Annotated in this window: 24 protein-coding genes; 8 read left to right on the plus strand and 16 right to left on the minus strand. The window is 65.0% G+C overall.

All coding sequences use genetic code 11. The annotated features are described in order from the left end of the window. Positions 1–1,270: 1,270 nt before the first annotated feature. The 12 genes from AB0J47_RS39825 to AB0J47_RS39880 form a co-directional block, all read right to left on the minus strand. Positions 1,271–1,774, minus strand: coding sequence for a hypothetical protein (locus tag AB0J47_RS39825; protein WP_364359071.1), 504 nt, complete (start codon positions 1,772–1,774; stop codon positions 1,271–1,273). A gap of 133 nt (positions 1,775–1,907) precedes the next feature. Next, positions 1,908–2,762, minus strand: a complete 855-nt coding sequence (locus AB0J47_RS39830; protein ID WP_364359074.1) for a DUF2637 domain-containing protein — start codon at positions 2,760–2,762, stop codon at positions 1,908–1,910. Next, positions 2,759–2,914, minus strand: coding sequence for a hypothetical protein (locus AB0J47_RS39835; RefSeq protein ID WP_364359078.1), 156 nt, complete (start codon positions 2,912–2,914; stop codon positions 2,759–2,761). Before AB0J47_RS39835 ends, AB0J47_RS39830 begins: the two co-directional genes overlap by 4 nt. Continuing rightward, the gene (locus tag AB0J47_RS39840; RefSeq protein WP_364359081.1) at positions 2,911–4,284 is read right to left on the minus strand and encodes a hypothetical protein; all 1,374 of its coding nucleotides are present in this window, start codon (positions 4,282–4,284) and stop codon (positions 2,911–2,913) included. The genes AB0J47_RS39835 and AB0J47_RS39840 overlap by 4 nt, the downstream gene beginning before the upstream one ends. Beyond that, on the minus strand, positions 4,284–4,631 hold the full coding sequence (locus AB0J47_RS39845) for a hypothetical protein (protein WP_364359084.1): 348 nt from the start codon (positions 4,629–4,631) through the stop codon (positions 4,284–4,286). Before AB0J47_RS39845 ends, AB0J47_RS39840 begins: the two co-directional genes overlap by 1 nt. Beyond that, positions 4,628–5,113 (minus strand): hypothetical protein, encoded by a 486-nt coding sequence (locus AB0J47_RS39850; protein WP_364359087.1) that lies wholly within the window; start codon positions 5,111–5,113, stop codon positions 4,628–4,630. Before AB0J47_RS39850 ends, AB0J47_RS39845 begins: the two co-directional genes overlap by 4 nt. 2 nt (positions 5,114–5,115) lie before the next feature. Continuing rightward, positions 5,116–7,191, minus strand: a complete 2,076-nt coding sequence (locus tag AB0J47_RS39855; RefSeq protein WP_364359090.1) for a hypothetical protein — start codon at positions 7,189–7,191, stop codon at positions 5,116–5,118. Further along, positions 7,188–7,925 carry a hypothetical protein gene (locus AB0J47_RS39860; RefSeq protein WP_364359093.1) on the minus strand — a complete coding sequence of 246 codons (738 nt, stop codon included), beginning with the start codon at positions 7,923–7,925 and terminating at the stop codon, positions 7,188–7,190. Before AB0J47_RS39860 ends, AB0J47_RS39855 begins: the two co-directional genes overlap by 4 nt. Continuing rightward, positions 7,922–8,251 (minus strand): hypothetical protein, encoded by a 330-nt coding sequence (locus tag AB0J47_RS39865; protein WP_364359096.1) that lies wholly within the window; start codon positions 8,249–8,251, stop codon positions 7,922–7,924. The genes AB0J47_RS39860 and AB0J47_RS39865 overlap by 4 nt, the downstream gene beginning before the upstream one ends. Then, positions 8,248–8,541 (minus strand): hypothetical protein, encoded by a 294-nt coding sequence (locus AB0J47_RS39870; RefSeq protein WP_364359099.1) that lies wholly within the window; start codon positions 8,539–8,541, stop codon positions 8,248–8,250. Before AB0J47_RS39870 ends, AB0J47_RS39865 begins: the two co-directional genes overlap by 4 nt. A 26-nt stretch (positions 8,542–8,567) precedes the next feature. Continuing rightward, complete coding sequence (locus tag AB0J47_RS39875) at positions 8,568–9,305, minus strand: RRQRL motif-containing zinc-binding protein (RefSeq protein ID WP_364359102.1); 738 nt, start codon at positions 9,303–9,305, stop codon at positions 8,568–8,570. Further along, positions 9,302–9,571, minus strand: coding sequence for a hypothetical protein (locus AB0J47_RS39880; RefSeq protein WP_364359105.1), 270 nt, complete (start codon positions 9,569–9,571; stop codon positions 9,302–9,304). Before AB0J47_RS39880 ends, AB0J47_RS39875 begins: the two co-directional genes overlap by 4 nt. A gap of 349 nt (positions 9,572–9,920) precedes the next feature. Between AB0J47_RS39880 and AB0J47_RS39885 the strand changes: the two genes are divergently transcribed. The 4 genes from AB0J47_RS39885 (at position 9,921) to AB0J47_RS39900 (ending at position 13,426) form a co-directional block, all read left to right on the plus strand. Then, the gene (locus AB0J47_RS39885; RefSeq protein WP_364359108.1) at positions 9,921–10,757 is read left to right on the plus strand and encodes a GntR family transcriptional regulator; all 837 of its coding nucleotides are present in this window, start codon (positions 9,921–9,923) and stop codon (positions 10,755–10,757) included. Beyond that, positions 10,754–12,016, plus strand: a complete 1,263-nt coding sequence (locus tag AB0J47_RS39890; RefSeq protein WP_364359111.1) for a hypothetical protein — start codon at positions 10,754–10,756, stop codon at positions 12,014–12,016. Before AB0J47_RS39885 ends, AB0J47_RS39890 begins: the two co-directional genes overlap by 4 nt. A 262-nt stretch (positions 12,017–12,278) precedes the next feature. After that, complete coding sequence (locus AB0J47_RS39895; protein WP_364359114.1) at positions 12,279–13,160, plus strand: replication initiation protein; 882 nt, start codon at positions 12,279–12,281, stop codon at positions 13,158–13,160. Next, on the plus strand, positions 13,160–13,426 hold the full coding sequence (locus AB0J47_RS39900) for a sigma factor-like helix-turn-helix DNA-binding protein (RefSeq protein ID WP_364359117.1): 267 nt from the start codon (positions 13,160–13,162) through the stop codon (positions 13,424–13,426). The genes AB0J47_RS39895 and AB0J47_RS39900 overlap by 1 nt, the downstream gene beginning before the upstream one ends. Positions 13,427–13,514: 88 nt before the next feature. Here AB0J47_RS39900 and AB0J47_RS39905 read toward each other — a convergent pair whose 3' ends face one another. The 4 genes from AB0J47_RS39905 to AB0J47_RS39920 form a co-directional block, all read right to left on the minus strand. Then, complete coding sequence (locus AB0J47_RS39905) at positions 13,515–14,312, minus strand: inositol monophosphatase (protein ID WP_364359120.1); 798 nt, start codon at positions 14,310–14,312, stop codon at positions 13,515–13,517. 177 nt (positions 14,313–14,489) lie between these two features. Continuing rightward, on the minus strand, positions 14,490–15,413 hold the full coding sequence (locus tag AB0J47_RS39910; protein ID WP_364359123.1) for a hypothetical protein: 924 nt from the start codon (positions 15,411–15,413) through the stop codon (positions 14,490–14,492). Positions 15,414–16,031: 618 nt separating this feature from the next. Then, complete coding sequence (locus AB0J47_RS39915; protein ID WP_364359126.1) at positions 16,032–16,307, minus strand: hypothetical protein; 276 nt, start codon at positions 16,305–16,307, stop codon at positions 16,032–16,034. Positions 16,308–16,597: 290 nt separating this feature from the next. Next, positions 16,598–17,362: a sigma-70 family RNA polymerase sigma factor gene (locus AB0J47_RS39920; protein WP_364359129.1), complete on the minus strand. Its 765-nt coding sequence runs from the start codon at positions 17,360–17,362 to the stop codon at positions 16,598–16,600. A 261-nt stretch (positions 17,363–17,623) separates the two neighbouring features. Here AB0J47_RS39920 and AB0J47_RS39925 point away from each other — a divergent pair, with 261 nt between their 5' ends. From AB0J47_RS39925 to AB0J47_RS39940, 4 genes are all read left to right on the plus strand, one after another. Continuing rightward, entirely contained in the window at positions 17,624–18,562 is a 939-nt protein-coding gene (locus tag AB0J47_RS39925) for a tyrosine-type recombinase/integrase (protein WP_364359132.1), read from the plus strand. A 315-nt stretch (positions 18,563–18,877) separates the two neighbouring features. Then, positions 18,878–19,183 carry a hypothetical protein gene (locus AB0J47_RS39930; protein ID WP_364359135.1) on the plus strand — a complete coding sequence of 102 codons (306 nt, stop codon included), beginning with the start codon at positions 18,878–18,880 and terminating at the stop codon, positions 19,181–19,183. A gap of 761 nt (positions 19,184–19,944) precedes the next feature. Next, entirely contained in the window at positions 19,945–20,298 is a 354-nt protein-coding gene (locus AB0J47_RS39935) for a hypothetical protein (RefSeq protein ID WP_364359138.1), read from the plus strand. Beyond that, positions 20,295–21,449, plus strand: coding sequence for a hypothetical protein (locus AB0J47_RS39940; protein WP_364359141.1), 1,155 nt, complete (start codon positions 20,295–20,297; stop codon positions 21,447–21,449). The genes AB0J47_RS39935 and AB0J47_RS39940 overlap by 4 nt, the downstream gene beginning before the upstream one ends. The last annotated feature ends 150 nt before the right edge of the window (positions 21,450–21,599 follow it).

Below are 21,599 nucleotides of genomic sequence, written 5' to 3' on the forward strand. Positions count from 1 at the left end.
GGTGTCCGACCGCTGTCCGCTGTCCACCTGTCCGTGGTGTCCGGGCTGTCCACCGATGGCCGGGTGTCCGACCGCTGTCCGCTGTCCACCTGTCCGTGGTGTCCGGGCTGTCCACCGATGGCCGGGTGTCCGACCGCTGTCCGCTGTCCACCTGTCCGTGGTGTGAAGCCGCGGTAGACCTGCTGTCTGTCGCCGATGCACCCACCCCTCTCTGTGCAGGCCTGGCCTCGCCGAGAGCGGGGGTCCGGTGGGCGGAGCCCCCGTGCGCGGCCGGAGGTCGCGAGGCTGTTCCGCAGTGGAGCGCGGGTTTCGTTGTGGTGGGGTTCCTCTCCGTTTGGCCTGGGGCGACTCGATCACACGATCGTCGGGTGTCGAGGGTGGCCGCAGGCCATCGGCGCAGCCGACGCCGTCAGGCGCCCTTGATGCCCGATGGTCGTGTGATAGCCCCAGATCAGGCCAAGCGGAGTGGAGCCCCACCACGACGGACCGCGTGAAACGTAGGCGTGAGCGTCAGCTCACGGACCCATCCACGCATCGCGAATCGCGTCACCAGCCCGATTCAGCTACCAACTCGCGAACTCTCTAGACCGCAGCTCACGCACACGAATCAGCCACTGGAAGCGGCAGCGAAGCGCGGCGCAAATCGTCTACCAACGCAACCAACCACGAAACGTACCGATACCCACCCAACGCAACCACCACAATCTTTTTCTTTTTCTCTTTCTCTTCAAATACACCCCCACCTACCCACCCAACTTGTCCCTCCCACCCACCACCTTGGAGATCAAATGCGCACGCAGTGTGTATTTGATCTCCAAGGTGGTGGGTGGGAGGGACCCACCACCAAGCCCAGCTCAGGGGGTGTATTTGCGGCGTTGACGCCGTACAAAAGTCATGAATTCTTCTCATGACGACACGCCGAGCGTTTCAACATCAACACGCCGAACAACCAAACCACCGACCTGCACCGATCTTGGTCAGATGGACCGCGGCACCACCGCCGACCCACGAGCACCGAAAGGGCAAGGGCCCGCCCCCTCAGCGGTCAGATTGTGGGTCGCCGACACGACTGCCTCAAGGGCGCTGCGCGTCGCCTTCGGCGATGGCCTGGCGGCCACCCTTGACCCAGCCGCGCCGTCGACCGGCTTCGCTTCGAGAGGGAACGGGCAAAGAACGGGCTATGGGGAGACCACGGCGCTCGAGCACGAGGGTCGGAACACGAAAAGGCCCCCGACCTGGATGGCCGAGGGCTTGGTGTTCGGGCTGGCGGTCAGCCAGCGGGCGGGGTGTAGGTGCCTCCGTCGTAGATGCGACCGCTGCCATTTTCGGCCGGGCTGACGTACATGAATCCTTCGATGCGACCGCCCAGGGCGACGCCCTTGACTCCGGCCTCTTTCAAGATGGCCACCAGTGCGGTTTTCACGTCGCGGTCCAGGCGCAGCGAGCGCTGTCCGTCGTCGTCATCGTCTTCGGGCTCGATGTCGGTCTGCACGATCAGCACGTTGTCCATGACTGCGCGGCCGGCCTCGATGGGGCTCGGTTTGCGGTCCACCCAGTACAGCGGGCGTCCGTCGTTGTCGGTGCGGTGACGGCGCTCCACGGCAACGATCTCGCCGGTGAGCTGGTCACCAGGGTTCACGTTCTTGCCGAAGGCGTTGCGTACGCCGCCGCCCATCAGGTCGGCGTTGATCAGGTCCAGGTCAGAGACGGTCATTTCGGTGTCCTCCAAAAGTGTTGGTACGAAGTGGTGAAGGGGATAGCGGGGCAGGCTCACTGCCTGCCCCTCAATGGGCTGCTGAAGGGTGGTTGGAGGCTCGCGGGTCAAAGGGGTTCTCGCGTAGCGACGCCATCGGCGCCCTTGACGCGGGAGAGACCGCCCGTACGCTCGCCCCGAACCACCCGGCACGTCATCCGTTGACCACCTCCAATCCGCGATCACGGTTGTCGACCGCGAACAGCTGCGGCCGCTCGATGGCTTCGGTGGTCTCGGTGATCTCGACTTGCAGATACCGGCGAACCGTCCGAGTCGAAACTTCGAGCTGCTCGGCGATCACATCCACCGGCTCACCCGCGGCGGCGAGTTCCTTGGCCCGAATCACTCGCGCCGGATCTCGTTGCGTCGTAACCGACTTCCGGTGCGCGGCCGTGACCGGCTCCAGCTCCGCCGCCGCCTGCCGGTCGATTGCGGGCTGTTGCTCGATCGCCCGCGGCTGCTCCGCCTCGGCGACCGGCTCACGCTCGATACGTTCAACGGTGATCCGTTGCGGCTCTGGCGCGTTGTCCACCTGGTCGGCGGACTCGGCAAGCTCGTCCAGCCCATCGCCGAGCCCGTCGACAACATCCAGGCCCGCGAGGATCGTCACGCCGTGGGTGGCGATCATCAGCAGGATCGGCGGGACAACCGCGATCGCGGCGATCTGCCACCAGGTCAGCGGATGATCGAGCAACGTCCAGGCATGCAGCACGTTCGCCGCCACGCTGACCAGGACACCGCCGCCGATCACCCGCTGGAACCAGCGGCGAGCAGCTCGGGCCTCTGGTTCCTTCCGGCCACCCAACGCCATCACCGCCGAAGTCGCCTGGTAGATCGCGCCATCGACGCACAGCGGCCAAATCCAGGCCAGATACACCGGGATATGCGCGTCAGCCGCCAGCTTGCCGAGTGCCACCGAGCTGAGCACGAACGCGCCGATCACAAGCCCCCGTGCGCACAAGCGCGAGGACTTCAGCGCTTTCAGGCGCGCCTGCTGTACCGCGCTCATCGCTCGAACCCCTGCCATTGTGTCCACTGCTCCAATCGGTCCATCTCCAGCGGCGTCGCGTGATCCATCCGACTCAGCAGCTCCTCGGCCTCGGTGTGGCCGATGCTGGGTGTCGGCGGTGCCTCGACCCGATCGCCGTTCGGCGCGCTCATCGGGTGAACTCCGGGGGCTCCAGGCCGGTCGGCGGCTCTGGCGGCAGCGGGATTTCCGGCGCGCCCGGACCGGTGACCTTGCGGGAACCGTTGAACCGCTGAGTCGCGGCCTGGCGGGCGGCCGATGCCGCGCCCACCAGATCCCGCGACGCCTGCGCCATCGACGGCACGTCCTCCATCGCCTTGTTCAGCCTGTCAAGTGCGTCGTTGACCTGCGGCGCGGTCGGCCCAGCCTGCTTGCGCTCCATCGCCTCGCGAACCTGCTGCGAGACATGCTTACGCTCCCCGGCCGGAGCCTCTGGGGCTTCCGGCGCGTTCGCAGCCTGCACCGGCTCGGCCGGAGTCACGGGAGCCTCGGGAGCTTTCGGCGTCTGCTCGACTTTCGGGGGCTGTTGAGCCTTCGAAGCGTCCTGACTCTTCGGAGCCTGCGTCGGGCGAGCCTGCTCGGCCTGGCGTTCCGGGCTGCCATAGCGCTGCTGGGGCGGGGTGTGTTCGATGAGCTTGCGTACCGCCGCGTCACGCTCAGTGCGCACCTGCTGCAGCTCGGTGTGCGCGTCGGTCAGCTCCTGGCCGCGCTGGGCGAGCTGGTCGGCGACCGACTTGTGCTCGCGCCGTGCGTCGAGAACCTTCTCACCGAGCTGGGTGAGCTTGACCTGCAACTGATCCCGCTCCAGGTCACGCTCCGCGGCGAGGTCCCGGAGCTGCTGCTCCAGCTTGGCGATTCGAGCGTTCGCGGCCTGATCCTGCGGCGGCATCGGATTCGACCAGTACTGGTGCAACCCCGTGACGCTCGGCGCGGCCGGTCGCTGCAGCGCCTTACGCGCGGACCGGTTTTCGCGCCGCTGTTCCAGCCCTTCCTGGACTCGCGAAACCCGTTCGGCCAGGCGTGCTTTCAATGCCGTCATGCCGTAGGGCTTCGGCCCCCACACCGGCCGCTGCTTGACGTTCGGGTTATCGGCGTAATGCGCGCTGACCAGCGCCATCACCGCGTGGCCGCGCTCCTCACGGGTCAGATGCCCGGCCGAGTGGATCTGCAAGGCCAGATTGTGACGCTGCTGGGCATGAGCCCACTGCGCATGCGCATACTGCTCCGGAGTACCCGGCTCCGACCGGTGCAGATCCAGACTCATCGCACGATGGTTGGCGATCATCTGCACGACCGACGCACGCTGGAACCGCCGCTCACTGGCGAGCAGCAGCTCATGAGCACGCATCGCATCACGCAGCTCCCGCATCGCCTCCTTGCGGACCTTGCGCGGCACCCGGGTTTTGCCGGGGTTCTGGCGGCGCCACGCACCGATCGCCACGGTCGCGGCCTGGCCCAAAGTCCGCATCTCGCGGGTGATCTGGTCCACTTCGTTCTCAGGCATTACTGGATTCCTCCCTTTTCGATGGCCCGCCGGATCTGGCGGAGACTGCGGCGACTGCGGATCGCTTCCTCGATGGCCCAGCAGCGGGCCACGAACACCGGGACCGGGGTCACGGCGACGAACGGGTTGACGAAGGCGGCGCAGTCGTCCCACGGCGCACCCTGGGCACGCAGATCGCGGATGAAGCCACCGAGGGCGGACGGATCGATCCACTGATCGATGTCCAGACCCAACTCCTCGAACATCGCCCGGTCGTCGGGATCCAGATCGGCCGGATCAATACCGGCCATATCGGGGTCACGCGATGCCGCATCGGCGTATTTCGGGAACAGGAACATCACCCTCACCCCGCCTCGGCGGTGCGGCGCATCGGTGTGGTGATGGCGTGAGCGCCCTTGCCGATGTGGCTGTAGACCGCGACGGCGGCGATCGCGATCCAGCGCGCGCCGGTAGCGATCGCGCGACCGAGCAGCACGACCGAATCGCTCGGGCCGGGGCGACCGGCGGCGGTCCACCAGCCGAATCCCGCCCAACCGATCCCGTAGGCGATCAGGGGACCGGTCAGCGGCACGTCGACCGGGCCGAGGATCAGGAAACCGACCGTGGCGGTCCCGACGATGCCCGGCGCCCAGATCCGCGCCCGGTCACGCAGCGAATTCGCGTGTTCGACAGTGGGTTTCACCCACGCCTCGGCGCGGCCACCGTTCGGGATGAGCGGTGCTGGCATCGCGGCGATGGCCTTGGCGATGCCTTTGTCGTTGTCGAGTTCGGCGTCGTAGGCGGCCAGCACCCACTCGTCGGACCGGTTCTCGTTCGGGTCGATGCTCATGGTCATGCGCCTTTCGGGAGAGCAGCCGTCTGCACGGCCGGGGAAGGAGTGGAAGCAGCCAGACCCGGAAGCGGGCGGATGGCTGAGGTGTCGAGTGCGGAGATGTGGCCGAACCGGGCGACGCCGCCGCGGACGTGCACGATGTCGCCGGGGCCGAAATCGGCCATCACGGCCGGGCTGGCGAGGAAGGAATCCTCGGGCTGCACGTTGCCCTCGTCGCCCAATTTGCCGCCGCCGACGATCTTTCGGCTGATCGCGGACTTGCGGCGGGTGCCCATCTTCTCGGCCAACTGACCTGCGGAGTTCGAACGCATCGCGAAAATGCCGCCCGAGCAGCTATCCACCAAGCGGTGGCGCTGATCGTCGTTGGCGCCCAACCCCATCCAGGACTGGGAGAACCAACCCGAACCGATACCGGCCGACCGGAGCAGTTCCACGATCCGGGCCGCGCCGGAATCGCCGCACACCTGGGCGAATTCGTCCACGAACAACTGGATGCAGCGGCCATGATCAGTGCCCGCGAGCATGGTCAGCATCGCCACCAGCGCACCGAACTGCGCTTGCGCCAGAAGCGGGCTGGTGATGCCTTCCAGGCAGCAATACACAACGTCGTAGTCGGTCAACTGGGCCGACCCGTCGAAGGCCTCGCCCAGCTCACGGGCCAGATTCGCCATCGCTGTGCGCTCGCTGGCGAGGATCGGGTTCTTCTCGTTCGAGGTCACCGCAGTGATCGCTGCCAGCTCATCGGGATACCCGGCCCAGCGCCGCAACAGCACCTTCGGGTCCATGCGGTCCAGGTACTCGCCGAAGTTGGTCGGCGGATCTTCCCCGGCCTCCTTCTTCTCAGCCGGATTCGGGGCGTCGATCACCAAATGCAGGACGGCCTTCCGCATTTGGAGGTAGTAGGCCTCGGCCGCGTCCATGCTGTCGGTGGTCATGCCCGCACCGATCAGACCCTCGATACGAGTGGTCAGCAGACGCGCGATGTCCTCGGGCTCGACATCGCCGCAGTCGAACAGCGACAGCTTGACGGCGTCGGGCCAGGTCACGATCCGCTCGGCCGGAATACCCAGCTGCTGCGCGGCTTCGCGGATGATCTCAGCGTTGCGGCGAGCGTCGTTGGCGCCCTTGATATCGAAGATGATCGTCAACGGTCGGCCCGGCCGATCCGCACGCCACCACTGCCGATGCCGACGCCACGCGGTCGCCCAGAACGCGATCACCGACCGGTTCAAGAACGTGGTCTTACCGGAGCCCGGGTTGCCGACACCGACGAAATGCTCACGCATCGCCAACCACGTCACGGTGAACAGCGACTCGTAGCGGCCGCTCATGCGACCGACGACCGAGCGGGCCGGGGTCGTGCTGGACACGCTCGCCGCCCGGCCGATCACCGGCTGCGGAGACGCCGAACCCGACACCAGCGGAAGCGCGGTCGCGGACATGCGCGTGGCCGCCGCCATCTCCCGCCGCCGCCGCGCCCACATCGCCCGCTCAGTCCGAGCGGGGGACTTGAACCCGCGTGTTTCGCGCTGATCGGTGTGACGGGCCAGCAGATACGACGCTGCCGCCCACCCGGCCGGCACCGTCGCGATCGCCGCCGTCGCCGCACCCTGCACCGGCATACCTGCGGTGATCTCCGCGATCGCCTGGCTGATGTCATCACGCGGGCCCGACCAGCCATCGATGAACAGCGACGCACCCGGCAACGCGCACGCCCCGAACATCATGTTGCGCAACCGGATCGGCGTCCAAGTCCACAACCACGACGCCGTCAACGCGCCCGCGGTAACCGCCGCGACCGAGCCGCCCAGCACCCCGGCCACGCTCAACGCGTCCAGCACGCCATCGGTACTGAAATCGGGCAAGTGCAGCCCGTCCAGATGGGCCAGCGGGCCGGTGTGCGCACCTGGAATCGGCGGAGCGTGCGGAGTGATATCCGGAACGACATGACCATCGGCCGGGGCCTGCTCATGCACCGGCACCTGCACCGATGCCGTCGACGGCACCGCGCATTCCTTCCGGAAGTCGATCGCCAGGCAATCCGGCGGCGGGCTCTGCAAGTTGAATTCGTTCATGCCGCACCTCCAGCAGCGGAAAGACCAGGCGCGGTGTCCTCGTCCTCGTCGGTCTTCTTCGGATTAAGCAGCGCATCCAACGGCCGGACCACGAACCCCGGATCGGTGGTCTTGATCCGGAGTTCGGCCTGGGCTGTTGACTGCACACGCGCGGCGACCTCGGTGGTGGAGCAGTAGTAGATGAGGTCATGCGCGTCAGCGTTTTTCGCCGCCGTGTACGCGGCCACGACGGTCTTGTGCAGGTCGGCGGAGCCCTTGCGGGTCAGTTCCACCTCGATCGCGTGCAGCCGTCCGAAGTCATCGGTCCAGTGCCCGTCATGCAGGTGCGGGCGCTCACCGCCGAACACCACCGGCCGGTGCGCCGAGCTGCGACGCAGCACCCGCTCACTGATCCAGGTGTCCTGGACGCCAGGCTCGTTGCCCGCCAGCGCCAGCCGCACTCGTGCGGTCAACATCAGATGGTTGGCGTCCTTCGGACCCGGAATCCATGTGTCGCAGTGGAATCCGAGCAATGACGTCGCCACTGTCGCGGTCGGCACTACCCACTGCGACCCTGGCACAGGGCGCATCACCTCCTGAGCCACCAGTCCGGCCTCACGCCACCGCGACACCACCCGATAGGCGTTGGTCTCGCTGCTGCCCAGCAGATCCGCCAAAACGTTCATCGGCACGCCACGCATCTCCGCCACCCACTGAATCGCCCACATATCCCGGGGTCCCATACGCGTGCTCATCGGGTGAACCCCTCCCATACGCCGTGGTCGATGCGCGGGGCCGTGATCGTCAGCTCAGTGACGTTGCCCGCCAACACCTTCAGATCAGGACGCTTCGGCCCGGTCGTCGGCGTAGCAGTGCGGCGAGGGCTCGCCGCCGACCCGTGCCGGGCCCGCTGCGCGCCATAACGCTCGATCGCCGGTGCTGTCGCCAACCGCTCCATGTCCGGGTCGTAGACATGCATCGACTCGCGATCCAGCAAGTCATCGACCTGGCGGCTCATCGCGGTGAGCTCCGCACGCAGACGCGCGATCTCGAGATCCTTCTTGCGAGTGAAGATGCTCATCGGTCGAACCCTCCTTCCCATGGCGCGGCGATCGGCTCACGCTCGATTTCGGCAATCTCGGCTTCCGAGAGGTATTGCTGCGGAACCGGTTTCAGCGGCTGACCAGAACCGAGCCACTGACCAACCCGCCGATTTGGAGTCTCGACGCGCTGCTCCGGAATTTGGACGCGAAGCACACGCGCGGTGTGCCCTGACTTTCTGGCGGCGTCGGCCAGATGCGGCATCTGCGTGATCGGCACGAACACAGTCCGCGTCGGCGGTTCCTGCTGTGATTGCTGCTGTTCCGGCACGGGCGGCCGGACGCTTCGACGGCGGCTCATCGGCTGAATCCGTCCCAGCCGCCCCACACCGGCTCATCGGCGATGGCCAGCGCCACAAACGGCGAACGCTCCAATGCGCCAGGCGCTTCGCGCTGCTCGGTGAGAGCCGAAGACAGATCTTCGGGGATCTGCGCGTAGGCTCGAACCGCCTCGATCGCCTCGTCCGGGGTGGGCAACTCGCCGGGCTCGTTGCCGAGATCGAGGCTCATGACGTCCTCGCCGACCGAATCGACACCGTCATAGACCTGAGCGAAGTAGGTTCCCAAGCCGCGGTCCCAACCGATATAGACCTCGCGATCGGGAACGCTGTCGTCGATAGAGGCCAGACGGATGCGGTTGTTCATGGTCGTAACTCCTTGAATGTCGCCCGCCTCGGGCGTGGTGATGTCGGTCCATCCCGGACCCGGATCCCCGACCTGCTCGAGCTCGGCGCGATCCACGCCGTGGCGCTCTGCCACGCGCAGCTGGCGCTCATGAGTCGCCTTCTCCAAAGCGGCCAGCTGCGCGGGCGTCGCCTGCCGCTTCCCGGCGGCAAGATTGATGTCGTACAGGTGCGCTACCTGCTCACGGCCGTAGCGGCGGAACGGGATCTTGCCCGCGATGTCCTGGCCGTTGCGGCGCAAACCCTGCGCCTCGAGCTGGCGCCGCGTCCGCAAATGCGACGGCGCCATACGCCAGTCGTAAACCGGGATTCCGCCCTCAACACGCCGTGTGTCATCAGCTGGAGCGCTCATCGCTGCCACCCCGCCGGAGTCTGAACCGACTGCGCCGGAACACGATTCACGTGCAGGCAGTCAGTACGCGCAGCCTCATCGGCGCGGCAGATGTTCGGCGACGGCTTGTAGGACTGCTGGTCGATCCATGCCGCACCGCAACCGGCCAATCCGACCAACAGGCCCAACATCAGCAGGGCGAGCTGCACTTGAGTCGGCAGCATCCGGAACGCCGAGCCGAGACCACGTGCGACCGCTGCGTCGGTCCGCGCTACAGCGCCGATCATCGCCTGATTCCCTGCCGACGTCTGAACAGTCCAACCGGGCGGAACAACCACCACATCACAGCCGTCAGGAAGATGAGCTGAAGAGCGGCATCCCAGCTTGTGACCAGGGAGAACGTGGCAAGAACCACGATTAGAAGCATCAAAAGAAGTCGCATCGAATCCCCTCCCGGAGAGATCGGCATCACATTTGAACTGTCCAAAAGGTAGCATCTGAACAGTTCAGATGTCGAGCGTTTCATCAGGACTTCTTGAGGAAATATGCAGCTACTTCGCTCTTCAATTCGTAGGATGTCCTGCGTTGCTGATACCGTCTACCTGCTGAAACGACAATCAGACAGGGACCAGAGACATGGCTGAACAGATCAGTGGAGACGCTCGATCGGCTCAGATCGCACGCGAGATCCGCAACGACATCGAGGCGGGCAGGCTTCGGCCGGGCGATCGGCTGCCTGCAACCAGAGCGCTCGCGGAGCAGTGGAGCGTCGGCCTCGGGACCGTGAACACAGCCATGGAGCAGCTGGTCCGTGAGGGCCTGGTCATCAGCCGTCCGCGATCGGGCCGTGTCGTTGCAGACCGGCCGGAGCTTGCAGCCGTGAAGTCGACACCTGTACGGCCGCGCGTCGTGTACGTCGGTGGCTATGCGGGCTCAGGGAAAACCGAGACCGGCCGCATTCTTGCCCGTCAGACGGGATGGGCAATGCTCGACAAGGACACGCTGACCCGGTCGGTTGTCGATACGGCGCTGGTGCAGCTGGGATCGACCATTGCCGACCGTGAATCGTCCATCTACCTGGACTTCGTTCGACCAGCTGAGTATCAGTGCCTCGAAGCGGCTGTACTCGAGAACATCTCGTGCGGGGTCAGCGTGATCGCAACAGCGCCGTACCTCAAGGAATTTCGAGAGGCGGCGTGGTTCGAGCGCACCGCGGCGACGCTGGCCGGGCTCGGTGCGGACATGTCGGTGATCTGGATCCGCTGCTCTGCCGCGTCGATGCGGTCCTATATCGAGCGGCGCGGAGCTGCTCGGGACACCTGGAAACTCACGAACTGGGACCAGTACATCGACGGAATCGATGTAACCTTCGAACCGCCCTGGCCACACACCGTGATCAGCAACAATCCAGCCGACGAGCCAATCCAGGCCCAGGTGAAGGTGTTCCTCGAGGAGCTGGAGTCGACGCGATGAGCGCCAACGAAGTGGCGGTGATCCTCTACGGTCCGCCGGCGGCAGGCAAGGACACGATCACTGCCGCACTCACCGAGCTCGATCCGCGGTTCCGTCTCTACCGACGATTGAAGGTCGGCCCCGGCCGCACTACCGGATATCGAATAGGTTCACCCGGCGATCTCGCGGAGCTGGCCTCCTCTGGTGCGGTCATCTACTCCAACCGCCGGTATGACTCGACATATGTCATCGACCGGCCAGAACTGGCCAAGATGCTTGGTGCGGGCGATATCCCGGTGCTGCACGTCGGCCAACCCGAAGCCGTAGACGCCCTGCTGAGCGTGGAACCGGCGATCCGATGGGCAGTCATCGAACTATGGTGTCCGCGTGATGTGGCCGCAGCTCGGATCGAAGCTCGAGCCACTGGCGATACTGCGGATCGGCTGACCGCCTGGGATGCCACACCGCACCTGACTGCGACGGATCTTCGGATCGACACGTCAACAGTCGCCGCAGGCGGTGCGGCGCAACGAATCGTGAATGCGGTACAGCCGCCGACATGCACTGTCGTGGTTCCCGCTCTCCATCTCGTACACGAGGATGGCTCCCTTGACCTGGCCGCCACGCGTCGCCATGCCGAAGCCGCCGGATCCGGCTGGATCGACTTCTTCCTGCTCAACGGCTCTACAACCTCGGGTCGCGAACTGAGCGACGATGACCGAGCCGCAGTGCTTGATGCGTGGCTGTCCACGGTGGAGCCGAATCGACTACTCGCATGTTCATGGTCGCCTGGTGACCTTCGAGCGGCGGCCGATCGTCATGTGACACCGATGGCCGTGATGGAAGCCTCGGACCGCGCCGCCGCCGAGCGCTTCCTGCGGGAGCTGCCCGCGGAAAGCACCATCTATAGCCACCCTGCCTTGTTCGGCGGGCAGACCTTCACGCCAGAGTTGGCGATGTGGGCACAAGCCGCCGGCCTTCTTCCGCTCGGTGGCAAGCTCGCCAAGATCTCGCTCGAAGAGATATCCGAGATCCATCGCGTAGCAACGGAATTCGCCGTGTGGGACGGGTCGTCACGGCATATCCAAGAATCTCTTGCAGCAGGTGCTGCCGGGGTAGTAGCCACCCCTGTGGCCGCTCTGCTGCACGATCTACCCTCACGAAGCATCGTCGCCTTCCAGTCGGCTGTCGATGCCGTGCAACTTGAGCTGGACCGGCTTCCAGACCGACCGGCTAAACGAGCGTGGCTCCTCGAACGAATCCGCAAAGCGCTCGTGTAACTGCATTGTCGGTGCCCGGGTGGCTACTGCGGCCATGTCGGCTCACGGTAGCCACGATTTTCGTAGGAGCACGAGATTCATGCAGTAATACTAATATGCGCATAATCATATATATCCTTCATATGGTTCGGGTTGCCTAGTGCATCAATCTCGGCTTTTACGGATATCCGGGAGCAGGGGGCGAGCCCCCGAACCCCCGGATATCTGAAATGGTTCGGCGTGCCTACTGCATCAAACATGATCTTCGGGGTTAGGTGTCCGCATGGCACCTCGGCAGACCCTGATGACGGACGGGCAATGGGCGATCGATGTCCTGCTGCCGCATCGTCCGCACGCGACGAACCGCCTGAGGGATGGCCAGTATCGAATGTCGCGCGAGGATGCGCTCGAGATGCGCTACATCGAACATTCCCCGTACGCGTTGATCGGCGCGCTGGTGGTCGACGTCGACCACCCGGACACCGCCCTTCGTGCGTTCGAGCGCCCCAAGGGGCACCCTGATCCGAACTGGGTAGCTCAATCGCCTTCTGGGCGCGGGCACATTGGCTGGTGGCTGAAAGCCCCTGTGTGCCGTACGGATTCGGCACGCCTGGCGCCGCTAAGGTTCGCTCAGCGCATCGAAGCCGGGTTGCGTATCGAGGTCGGCGGCGATCCGGCCTACGCAGGCAGGCTGACGAAGAATCCGATCCACGATGCGTGGGAAACGATCTACGGGCCCGCTGAGGCCTATGACTTGGCGGCCCTGGTCACGCCGTCGACTCCTCGGCAGATGCCGCGCAAGCCTGAGCGGGCGTCGGGCCTCGGTCGGAATGTCACGATGTTCGATTCGGCCCGTAAGTGGGCGTACCCGATGTGGTGGCATCACCGGAATGGCACTCAAGGCGATTGGGAGCACCTGGTGCTCGACTACTGCCGCCATGAGGTCAACGAACTGTTCGGCTACCCACTGCCGTTTTCGGAAGTCCTTGCCACATCAACGTCCATCAGTCGCTGGATCTGGCGCAATTTCAGCGAGGAGGGGTTCCGGGAGAAGCAGTCCATCCGTGGGAAGATCATGACCGAGAAGCGCCAAGCCGCGATCGTCGCCACGAACAAGAAGCGTGCTATCGACCGGGCGACGGTCCTCGCCGCACTGGAGGAATGATGGCAGCCGAACATCGGAAGCGCCGTACCAAGACCGCACGGGAGATGGCGGAGCAACTCGGCGTCAGCGAGCGATCGATCCGGAACATCGTGGCGGAACCGCGGGACGACTACGAAGCTCGCGCGAGGGCCAAACAGCAGCGGGCTCGCGAGCTGCGCGCCAGTGGCGCCAGCTACCGGCAGATCGCTGACGAGTTGGGTGTCTCCATCGGATCGGTATCGACATTGCTGCACAGGACGTCGGCGGCGATGTCTGAGGCAAGCTGAGCTACCAAACTTCTTTCCCTACTCGGCGAAGACATCGCTGCTGTTCAAGCCGTTGTCGTTGTTTTCCGCGCGATTACTACCAGAATCCCTATCCCGCTCGCAGCGCAGTCTGCACGGTCGCCCAGCAGTTGAGCGACGCGGCGTTCAGCAGCCGGTTGTGCGGGTCCTCGGCCAGCCGGTAACAGACGCCGTCCGGCCGCCGCGACGCACCGCCTACCTCGGCCAGCAGGACCACACCCGCGGCGTGGTCCCACGGGAAAGTGCGCTGGTACAGGACGAAATCGAGGGTACCGTCAGCCAACCGTGTGTAGTTCACACCCGCGCACAGCGTGCCCGGTCCCAGCTCGGCGAACCGGTCGGCCACCGCCGCCAGCCGCGCGCGGCCGTGTGGGTCCAAGCGGCGGGTTGGGGCAGCGCCCCGCAGTCTGTCCACCTCGGCCGGCGGCGGCGCGCGGTGGATCCGGGTGCCGTCCCGGAACGCCCCCGCACCCTGTTCAGCGACGTACGCCTGCCCAGTAGCGGGCACCACAATCCATCCGGCGACCGGCTCACCAGCACGTACCAACGCCACCATCACCGCGTACTCGGGCCGCCCGGCCACGAAATTTGCTGTGCCGTCGATTGGATCCACCACCCAGCACACCTCGGCCGCCTCCAGCGCAGAGAGCAGGCCCGGATCGTCGGTCACAGCCTCCTCCCCGACCACCGGAACATCCAGGATCTCCCGCAGGCCTTGCGTGATAAGTCGCTCCGCCTCCCGATCGGCCACAGTGACCAGATCACTCGGTGCCTTCTCCGCCACCTCGCCTACAGCCAAATTGCCGAATCGAGGTCGGATCTCGGCTGCTGCGACGTCGCCCAACAGCCGTGTCACCTCATCGATCACGCCCGCGAGACTAGCAACGAATACAGCGGCTGAACCGGAGTAAAAGAGTATGGGCCGCAACCGGTACTTTTCGCGCCGATGTTCCTCGACCCCTGGTGTCGCACTGCATCATCGGCATGCTGAAGGGGCGTAATTCGGGCCGTTTCCTGGCCCCCGATAAGTGGGTCAACTCGGGTCTCAGGAGTGCAGTCCGGGGACGGCCCCGGGCTCTGCTGGGCTAGCGGGAAGAAGTGCGTCAGCAGGAGCAGCCGAACCAGCTGGTAGGGCACCTGCTTGATTCAATGCGGCGGCGATGATCGATCCGAAGTGCTTGTGTTTCTCGTCTTCTGGCAGCTGGACTGCGAGTCGTTCCGCCATGAGCATGTAGCTATGAACGAGAGGTTGCTGAAAATAGAACTGCATTTGCGCTTGCGCGTCACGCTGAACGCGGATGAAGGTCTGCGCAATGAACGTTCCCGCGGCGGTTCCTGTCGCAGCGATGATTGTCGCTGAGTATTTGGTAGAGGGCTCTTTCGCGAACCACGCAATTATGAGGCCGACACCCATCATTACGAGTCCCGATGCCATTGCGGCCAGACTTGCCCGATGCGACGATGCCCCGTGACGTCGTGCGATCACGTCGTAGGCGTCCATCTGCTTCTTGTTGAGTCGCATCAACCCGATGAGGTCGTCGGGCCCGCTGACGTCATCGGACGCCTCATCGGCAGCGACTCGGGCGTCGGATTCCTCCAGAAATCCACGGCGAAGCTCCCATGCGGTCCAGAGAAGAGTCGCGACGAGCAATGAAAAGACCGACAGTGTGAACAGCAGTATCGACAGAGGCATCGGATCGCCTCCGCCGCCTCCGATGTTGATTTGCCAACCGAAGGCATAGACCGCTAGCGCGCTGCACCCGAAAACGGTTCCTAGCGTTCCAAGCCGTACGGCCCAGCTACGAAGACTTTCTGACGACCGCTCCCAGTCCTCATAGACTTTCAGCGCGTGCACGATCCTGCGGTTCGGATCATCGCGACGAAACCAGGACGAGGGAGGACGTGGGGGCCGCAGGCGCATGCCTTCAGGCACTAGATCCTTTTCATCGCGCCCCAGATCCCCCACCACATCTGAAGGTTAGTGCCTGTACGTAGGCCTCCATGCACCTTTGAGCCACAGACTCACACCTCTATCTCGTAACCATGGGTTGGAGACGCATACCAGCGATGCCTCTGGCTGCCGAAGAGCTCGCGGGTCGCCCAGTCTCGAAAGCTTGTCTCGAAACGCCTATCGCACTGACCAACTCGGACTGCGATGGCTCATGGGCGTGATGTCGATGGAGTACTCGACTCCGATCGGCGGGCCGACCGGGGTCGAGTAGTAATCGTCGAATCCAACGAAGTTCGCGACGACAACAACTACGACGGTGGTGGTAGGTAAAACTCCTGCTTTCCAAGCAGTTTCGAGCTTGAAGCTGCTTGGGAAGCAGGAGTTCTACCATTGAACTACATCGGCAAGGTGGTTTGAGGGTGCGTAGGGTCCTGAGCATGCGTAATCGCCTGTCTGCCCATGGGTTCGCGGTGGCCTGGCGGTGGGCCGTGGGGTTCGCGGCCGCGGGTACCGGGCTGCTCTTCGCCGCGGTCATAGGTCCGTTGCTGGTTGCGCCGGCGAGTGTGGGCGCGTACGCGTTGGTCGTCGTGACGGTGGTGGCGACCACAGCGCTTGCGAGCTGGGGGTGGGACAGGGTCACCGGTTCGCGGCCGGGGCATCGGCGTCTCCCTCTGCCGGATCGCCCCCAGCGGTAGCGGTTTCGCGGGCCCGACGACCGGAGACCATTCTCTTCACCCAACTGGTTCCCACCACGCTGCCACCCGCGGCGGCCGCGCTCCATACCGGTGATACGCCCAAGACGTGCATGGCCACGGTGGTACCCGCGCCTACCAGGACTACTGCGGCGATCACGGCGAAAAGCAGCGAGATCGTCCGGATCAGGACATCGGTATTGCCGGTGATCCAGACCATTTGTCGCTCGTAGAGGTCAAACCCGTTCTGGGGTGCGGTGTCTGCGCGCAGGCTCTTCGGTGCTGGGCTGGCTCGTTTCCGTTTCCGATCGGATGCTGCTGCAGGATCCGATCGCGAGGCCGGAGGGGTCGGCCGCCGTGCGGTGTCGTCGGGGCTGATCCTCGCCTGAGAGTTGGGACTGGGCGTCGGTTCTGGGGTCCGCCAACCGTGGTCCGTTCTCGGCTCGGTGATGGTGGGGTCGAGCGGGTCGGCCGCTGGGGCGAAGGGATCGGGCGGCAGCGGCAGTTGGTTCACACTGTCCTCCGACCCGCAGCCTCGGGGCTGGCGTCTTTCCCTCGCGGCTGGCGTTGTTCGGCCCATTCGATGATCGCGGCGTCCTCGGGGAGGGTGATCTTGTTTTCGGAGTGCAGCTGGGCGAGTTTCGTGCGGTAGCGCAGGAGCTGTGAGCGGATCGAGGCGGGGTTGAGTCCCAGTCTTTTGGCGGCCTCGGTGAGAGTGACACCTGCATAGACGCGGAGCAGCAGAGCGGCGCGCAGGTCCTCGGGAGCTTCGAGGAGCAGGTGACGGGCGAGGTCGATGCCGTCGACTTCGTCGAAGCCAGGGCTGTCGCTCTGCAGGAGGTGGAGAAGTTCGGTTGGGTCTTCCCGTAGTTCGGCGATCCGCCGGTCCTGCGCGCGGATCACGTCGCCGATCCGGTTACGGCAGGCGCCGAGGAAGTAGGTGCTGATCGTGGTGCCGCGGCGCGCGTCGTAGTTGCCGGCATCGAGTCCGCGCAGGAACGTCGGCAGAGCGCGCAGGAACGTCTCGATCGCGATGTCCTCCCGGAGGTAGTGGTCGGCTTGAGCAAGCCCGAGCACCTGCTCGGGGAGCCAGCCGTAACGGGACAGGGTGTCGGCCCTTCCGTCGGCGAGCCACGCGGTCATGGTGCGGACCGCCGGGTGGTAAAGCTGTACGACGAGTTCCTGTCCGGCGGGAGTCAGTTTCCCCGCCCGCAAATATTTCGGCATTACCGTCCAATCAGAGAGAAGCCATACGGATAGCCATCCACCGGTCATACGGCTCTGTGCCCGCAGAGTGTTGCAGCGCGATCTGCGTCGAAGATTCTCTTGACAGATTCCGCGCCGGCAGGCCAGATTCGGCGCAAGTAGCGCAGCGCGATGAACACCCGTCGGCCGACTGGAATAGCTCTGCCCACTGGTTGCCTGATAACTACGGTTATCGGGCAACTTCACCTAGGATCGCGAGAAGCGAGCTGCGCGACGCCTTCCGGCACGCAGCATTCAATTCCTGGTTATCGGGCAACTTCGAGGACGGCGATGACGACCGACATGATCGAGACCTCCAGTGAGCCGGAGGCGTACCTACCGCTGCTGGCGCACATCGAGGACTTCCTCACCGATATGGCCAACGCCAACCGGCCGGCCAACACCCTGCGCGCCTACCGCGGAGACCTGCTCGCCTTCGCCGAGCACTACGACGGCGACCTCGCCGCGCTGAACGTGTCACCGGTGCGGGCGTTCCTAACCAGCATCGCCGGGCTGTCCCCGGCCACCCGCAAACGCAAACGCGCCGCGCTGGCCGCGTTCTGCCGCTGGGCCGTACGTCACGACCGGCTCGCCGCCAACCCGATGGACAAGGTGGACACCGTTTTCGTGCCGAAGACCCTGCCGCGGCCGGTACCGGCGGCCAACGTGCGAAAGGTTCTCGACGCGATCTGTTCCCGCCGGCCCCGCAAGGACGTGCCAGTCGACGTGCTGCGGGATCGGGTGCTGTTCGAGACCGCCTACCAGTGCGGCACCCGCGCCTCCGAGGCGTGCGGGCTGTACGTCGAGGACTTCGACCTCACCCTCGATGACGAGCATGTGCGGGTACACGGCAAGGGCGGCACCGTGCGCACCGTGCTGCTCGACGACCGCGGCTATGTCATCCTGGTGCGGCTCTACCTCGCCCGCACTGGCCACACCGCCGGCCCCATGTTCCGCGCCAGCATCAACGGCCGCGGCGGCCCGCTCTCCTACTCCGCCGCCCACCACCGGTGGCAGAAGTACTGCGCCGCAGTTGGAGTCGACATCGAAATCCACCAGCTGCGCCACTCCCACGCCACCGAACTGATCAACGCTGGCGTCTCCATCGAGGTCGTGCGCAAACGCCTTGGCCACGCCTCCACCGAGACCACCCAGATCTACACTCTGCTCGCCGACCAGGTCGCCGATACCGAAATCCGCGCAGCCCGCCGGCGCCGCGACGGGCGTTGAGTCTCCAGGTCCGCGTGGCCCAAATTCGCGGCGGCCAGGTCCACACTGAGGAAGTCCGCACTATCGGCGGAGCTGGACCCCCACCGGCGTCACCAAACCCGTCCCTGCCTTCATCGCCGCCTGAAGTCCCCAATTCGCCGCCGGGCCTCCTCACGCCCCGGACCGCGCCCGGACTACGCCTGACCGCCCGACGAGCTGCGTACCACCCCGCATCGTCGGCGCCCCTATCGGTGTCGGTGGTGAGGTCTAGCCTGTCCCGCAGCGATGCGACCGGGTCCCTCCTGATCGCCGCAAGCAACCGAAGGAAGCAAACAAATGGCGATTGACGAATATCGCGCCAAGCTCATCAACTCGGAGCACGAAGAGGGCAACGTCAAGGTCAACACAATCACCGGCGCCGAACTCGATCAGTCCTTCGTCGGCAAGTTCTGGGGCCGCAACGAGGGCAGCTATAACCGGATGGGCAAGTTCCTCGAGCTCGTCCCGGTAGTCACAGATCCCGATGGGCTCTGGCTCGCCACTGTGCGATGGGGTCAGACACCCGACAAGGCCGCCGAGACTGAGCGAGTCAAGATTCCGTTCAGCATGGCACTGGATATCGTAGAACTCACCGAGGGCTAATCACCTATATCCGAACGCCCTACGTGTAGGTGTAGGAGCGTAAGCCGAAGATGCCTCAGGGCCCGTGCGGGCACCTGAGGCATCTTCTTTTGCGTGGCGCGTCCGCAGGAACAGACGCTGCCCGGTTCCCAGTTGCTCGGCCGTCTCAAGGCGATCATCTGGGGACTTCGCACCGAACCAGAAAGCTACCGACGAGTAGCTTTGGTGGGTGTAGCTACACACTAAGCCACAGGCCCACCTGATTTCCTCTTAAGGTCACCGCCCCTGGGCAGTTGAACGATCTGGACAGTGCAGCCGCGCGAAACGATATGGTCGCGCCGTTTTCCGTTGCGTCTCTGCGCGCGGGGTGGTTTGCGCGGTGGACAGGTGTTGAGCACGGGTTGGACGTATTCGCCGTCCATCGGTTCTTCACTGGACGTTCGTTGGTCACGAGGTCGGAATCCGTTGGTCTACCAGGTCTTTCGATTATCTGCCCGAAAGATAAGACGTGTCCGGTTTCTGCATTTGTAATCGTCCCGTGACAGTGCAGAATGATCACCTGCTGGGCCCGTGCGGATCGCGGGGCCAGTCCCTCCACGACTCGAGCAGGAACTCGGGTCCGGGGGTGTCGTGACTTGGCACGAAGTCTCGGCCGTCTCAACCGAAGTGGTAGCCCGGGGTGCAGGCAGTCTGCTCGCCGGTCGAGGTTCTGCGCGTACACGGTGTGCTGTCGGGCGGAGTACCTGCCCTTGGGCTACCCCTAGCAGGAAGCGCAGATCATCTTGTTCCTCCAGTCGTTGCAGCGGCAACGTCGTACCGCGCAATCCGGTGAGCTTCAACCGGTTCCGGCCGCACCACTACCCGATAGTGGCGTCCTGGACATTCCGCCATCGACGCCGGTGGTGTCGTGGCCCGCGGCGTTTCTGGCCTCGGTCGTGGTGGTGGCCAGCTTCAGCTACCACTACATGCTGATCACGCATGGTGTCGACCCGATGCGAGCTGTCCAGTACCTGATGGCGATCGTGATCCCGGTGACCGCGATCGTACTGCCGTCGAGCGCTGTCGGTGCCGCAACCCGCGCCGTATTCCGGTTCCTCAGTGCAGGATTCGGGAATCTGGGTGGTGGAGCGCGGTGATCGCTCCGGCGTCCTTCGAGCAGCCCGGCAGCGAGGAGTCGACCGAGGACTCCGCCGCCGCGTATATGGCGATGCTGCGCCGGGTGCATGAGCTATCGGGGTTCACCGCCGGCCAGATCTCCGCCTTCTCCGGGCTGCCGCGCTCCACGGCATATCGGTTCATCGATCCCAAGAACAACACCCTGCCCAAGCACCGCAGCCAGGTCGAAGCTTTCCTGCAGGCTTGTCGGCTGCCTCCACAGTCCGTCGTGCGCATGCTGAACCTGTGGGACGAGGTCAGCGGAAACCCGCCTCAGCAACCGCCGCATCCAGATCTCGACAACGATCCGGATCGCCGCCACCGAAAGCACGCCAAACGGCTGGTCGTGAGCTCGGAATCCTCTGAGGGGGAACATTCCTGGCTCACCTGGCAGGAAGACCCCGAGCAGTGGCGCCAGGACAACACACCGCAGTTCCCCTGCGTGGATCCCCCACCGTTCCCGCCTCCCCACGACCCGGCCGAACGCGCACACCCGATCGGCGAACACTGCCACACCTGCTCAGCCCTCGGGCGCTGCCACGGTGAGATCCCGCAGCCCCGGCGCGTCGTCACTGTCGTTCAGGCGATCATGACCCGTGCGTTCCCTCTGGCGATGCTGACCATCGCCCTGTACCCCATGGCTGGGGCGGTGTGGTTCGGACACCGCTTCACCGGCGAATTCTCCGGAGTCCTAGCGCTGGTCTTCGTGATGTGCCTGCTGTTCAGCACCGCGAGCTGGGTCCACAAACCATCCTGGTCTCAGCTACTCACCCCGATCCGGCTCACCACCGCCACCATCGCCGGCGTCGGCACCGGAGCACTCGCGTGGTTCGCGGTCTCGATCCCACTCGTCGGGGCCCTCACCGGGATCGTCGTATTCACCGCCGCGCCAGCATGGATCAACATGACCAGGCTGACCGGAATCGCCACCAGCACCCGCGGCGTATTCACCCTCATCACCGCAACCTGGTGCGGAACCATCCTCGGCTACGCCGCGTCCCTGGCCGACTTCCCCACCCTCGGCGCCGTCCTCGTCGGCGTCATGGGAACCGCCATGGCCGTGATGCTGCTGTCCAACAACATCTTCGACGAAACCGGAAGCGGAACGCGACAAACGAACCAGACAGCGTGAAACCAAGATCGCCGTCGATGGTCCTGGCTGAGATGTGGGTCTTATCGGGGGTCAGATGGTGAATCCGGCCCGGTCAGCGCTGGAGTCGATCGCGAGTGATGTCGAGGTCGTCAGCTCCTGTCGATGTCGCTTGCCCTGTACATCGGGAGA

This window comes from Nocardia sp. NPDC049737 (genome assembly GCF_040674755.1).
Lineage (GTDB): Bacteria > Actinomycetota > Actinomycetes > Mycobacteriales > Mycobacteriaceae > Nocardia.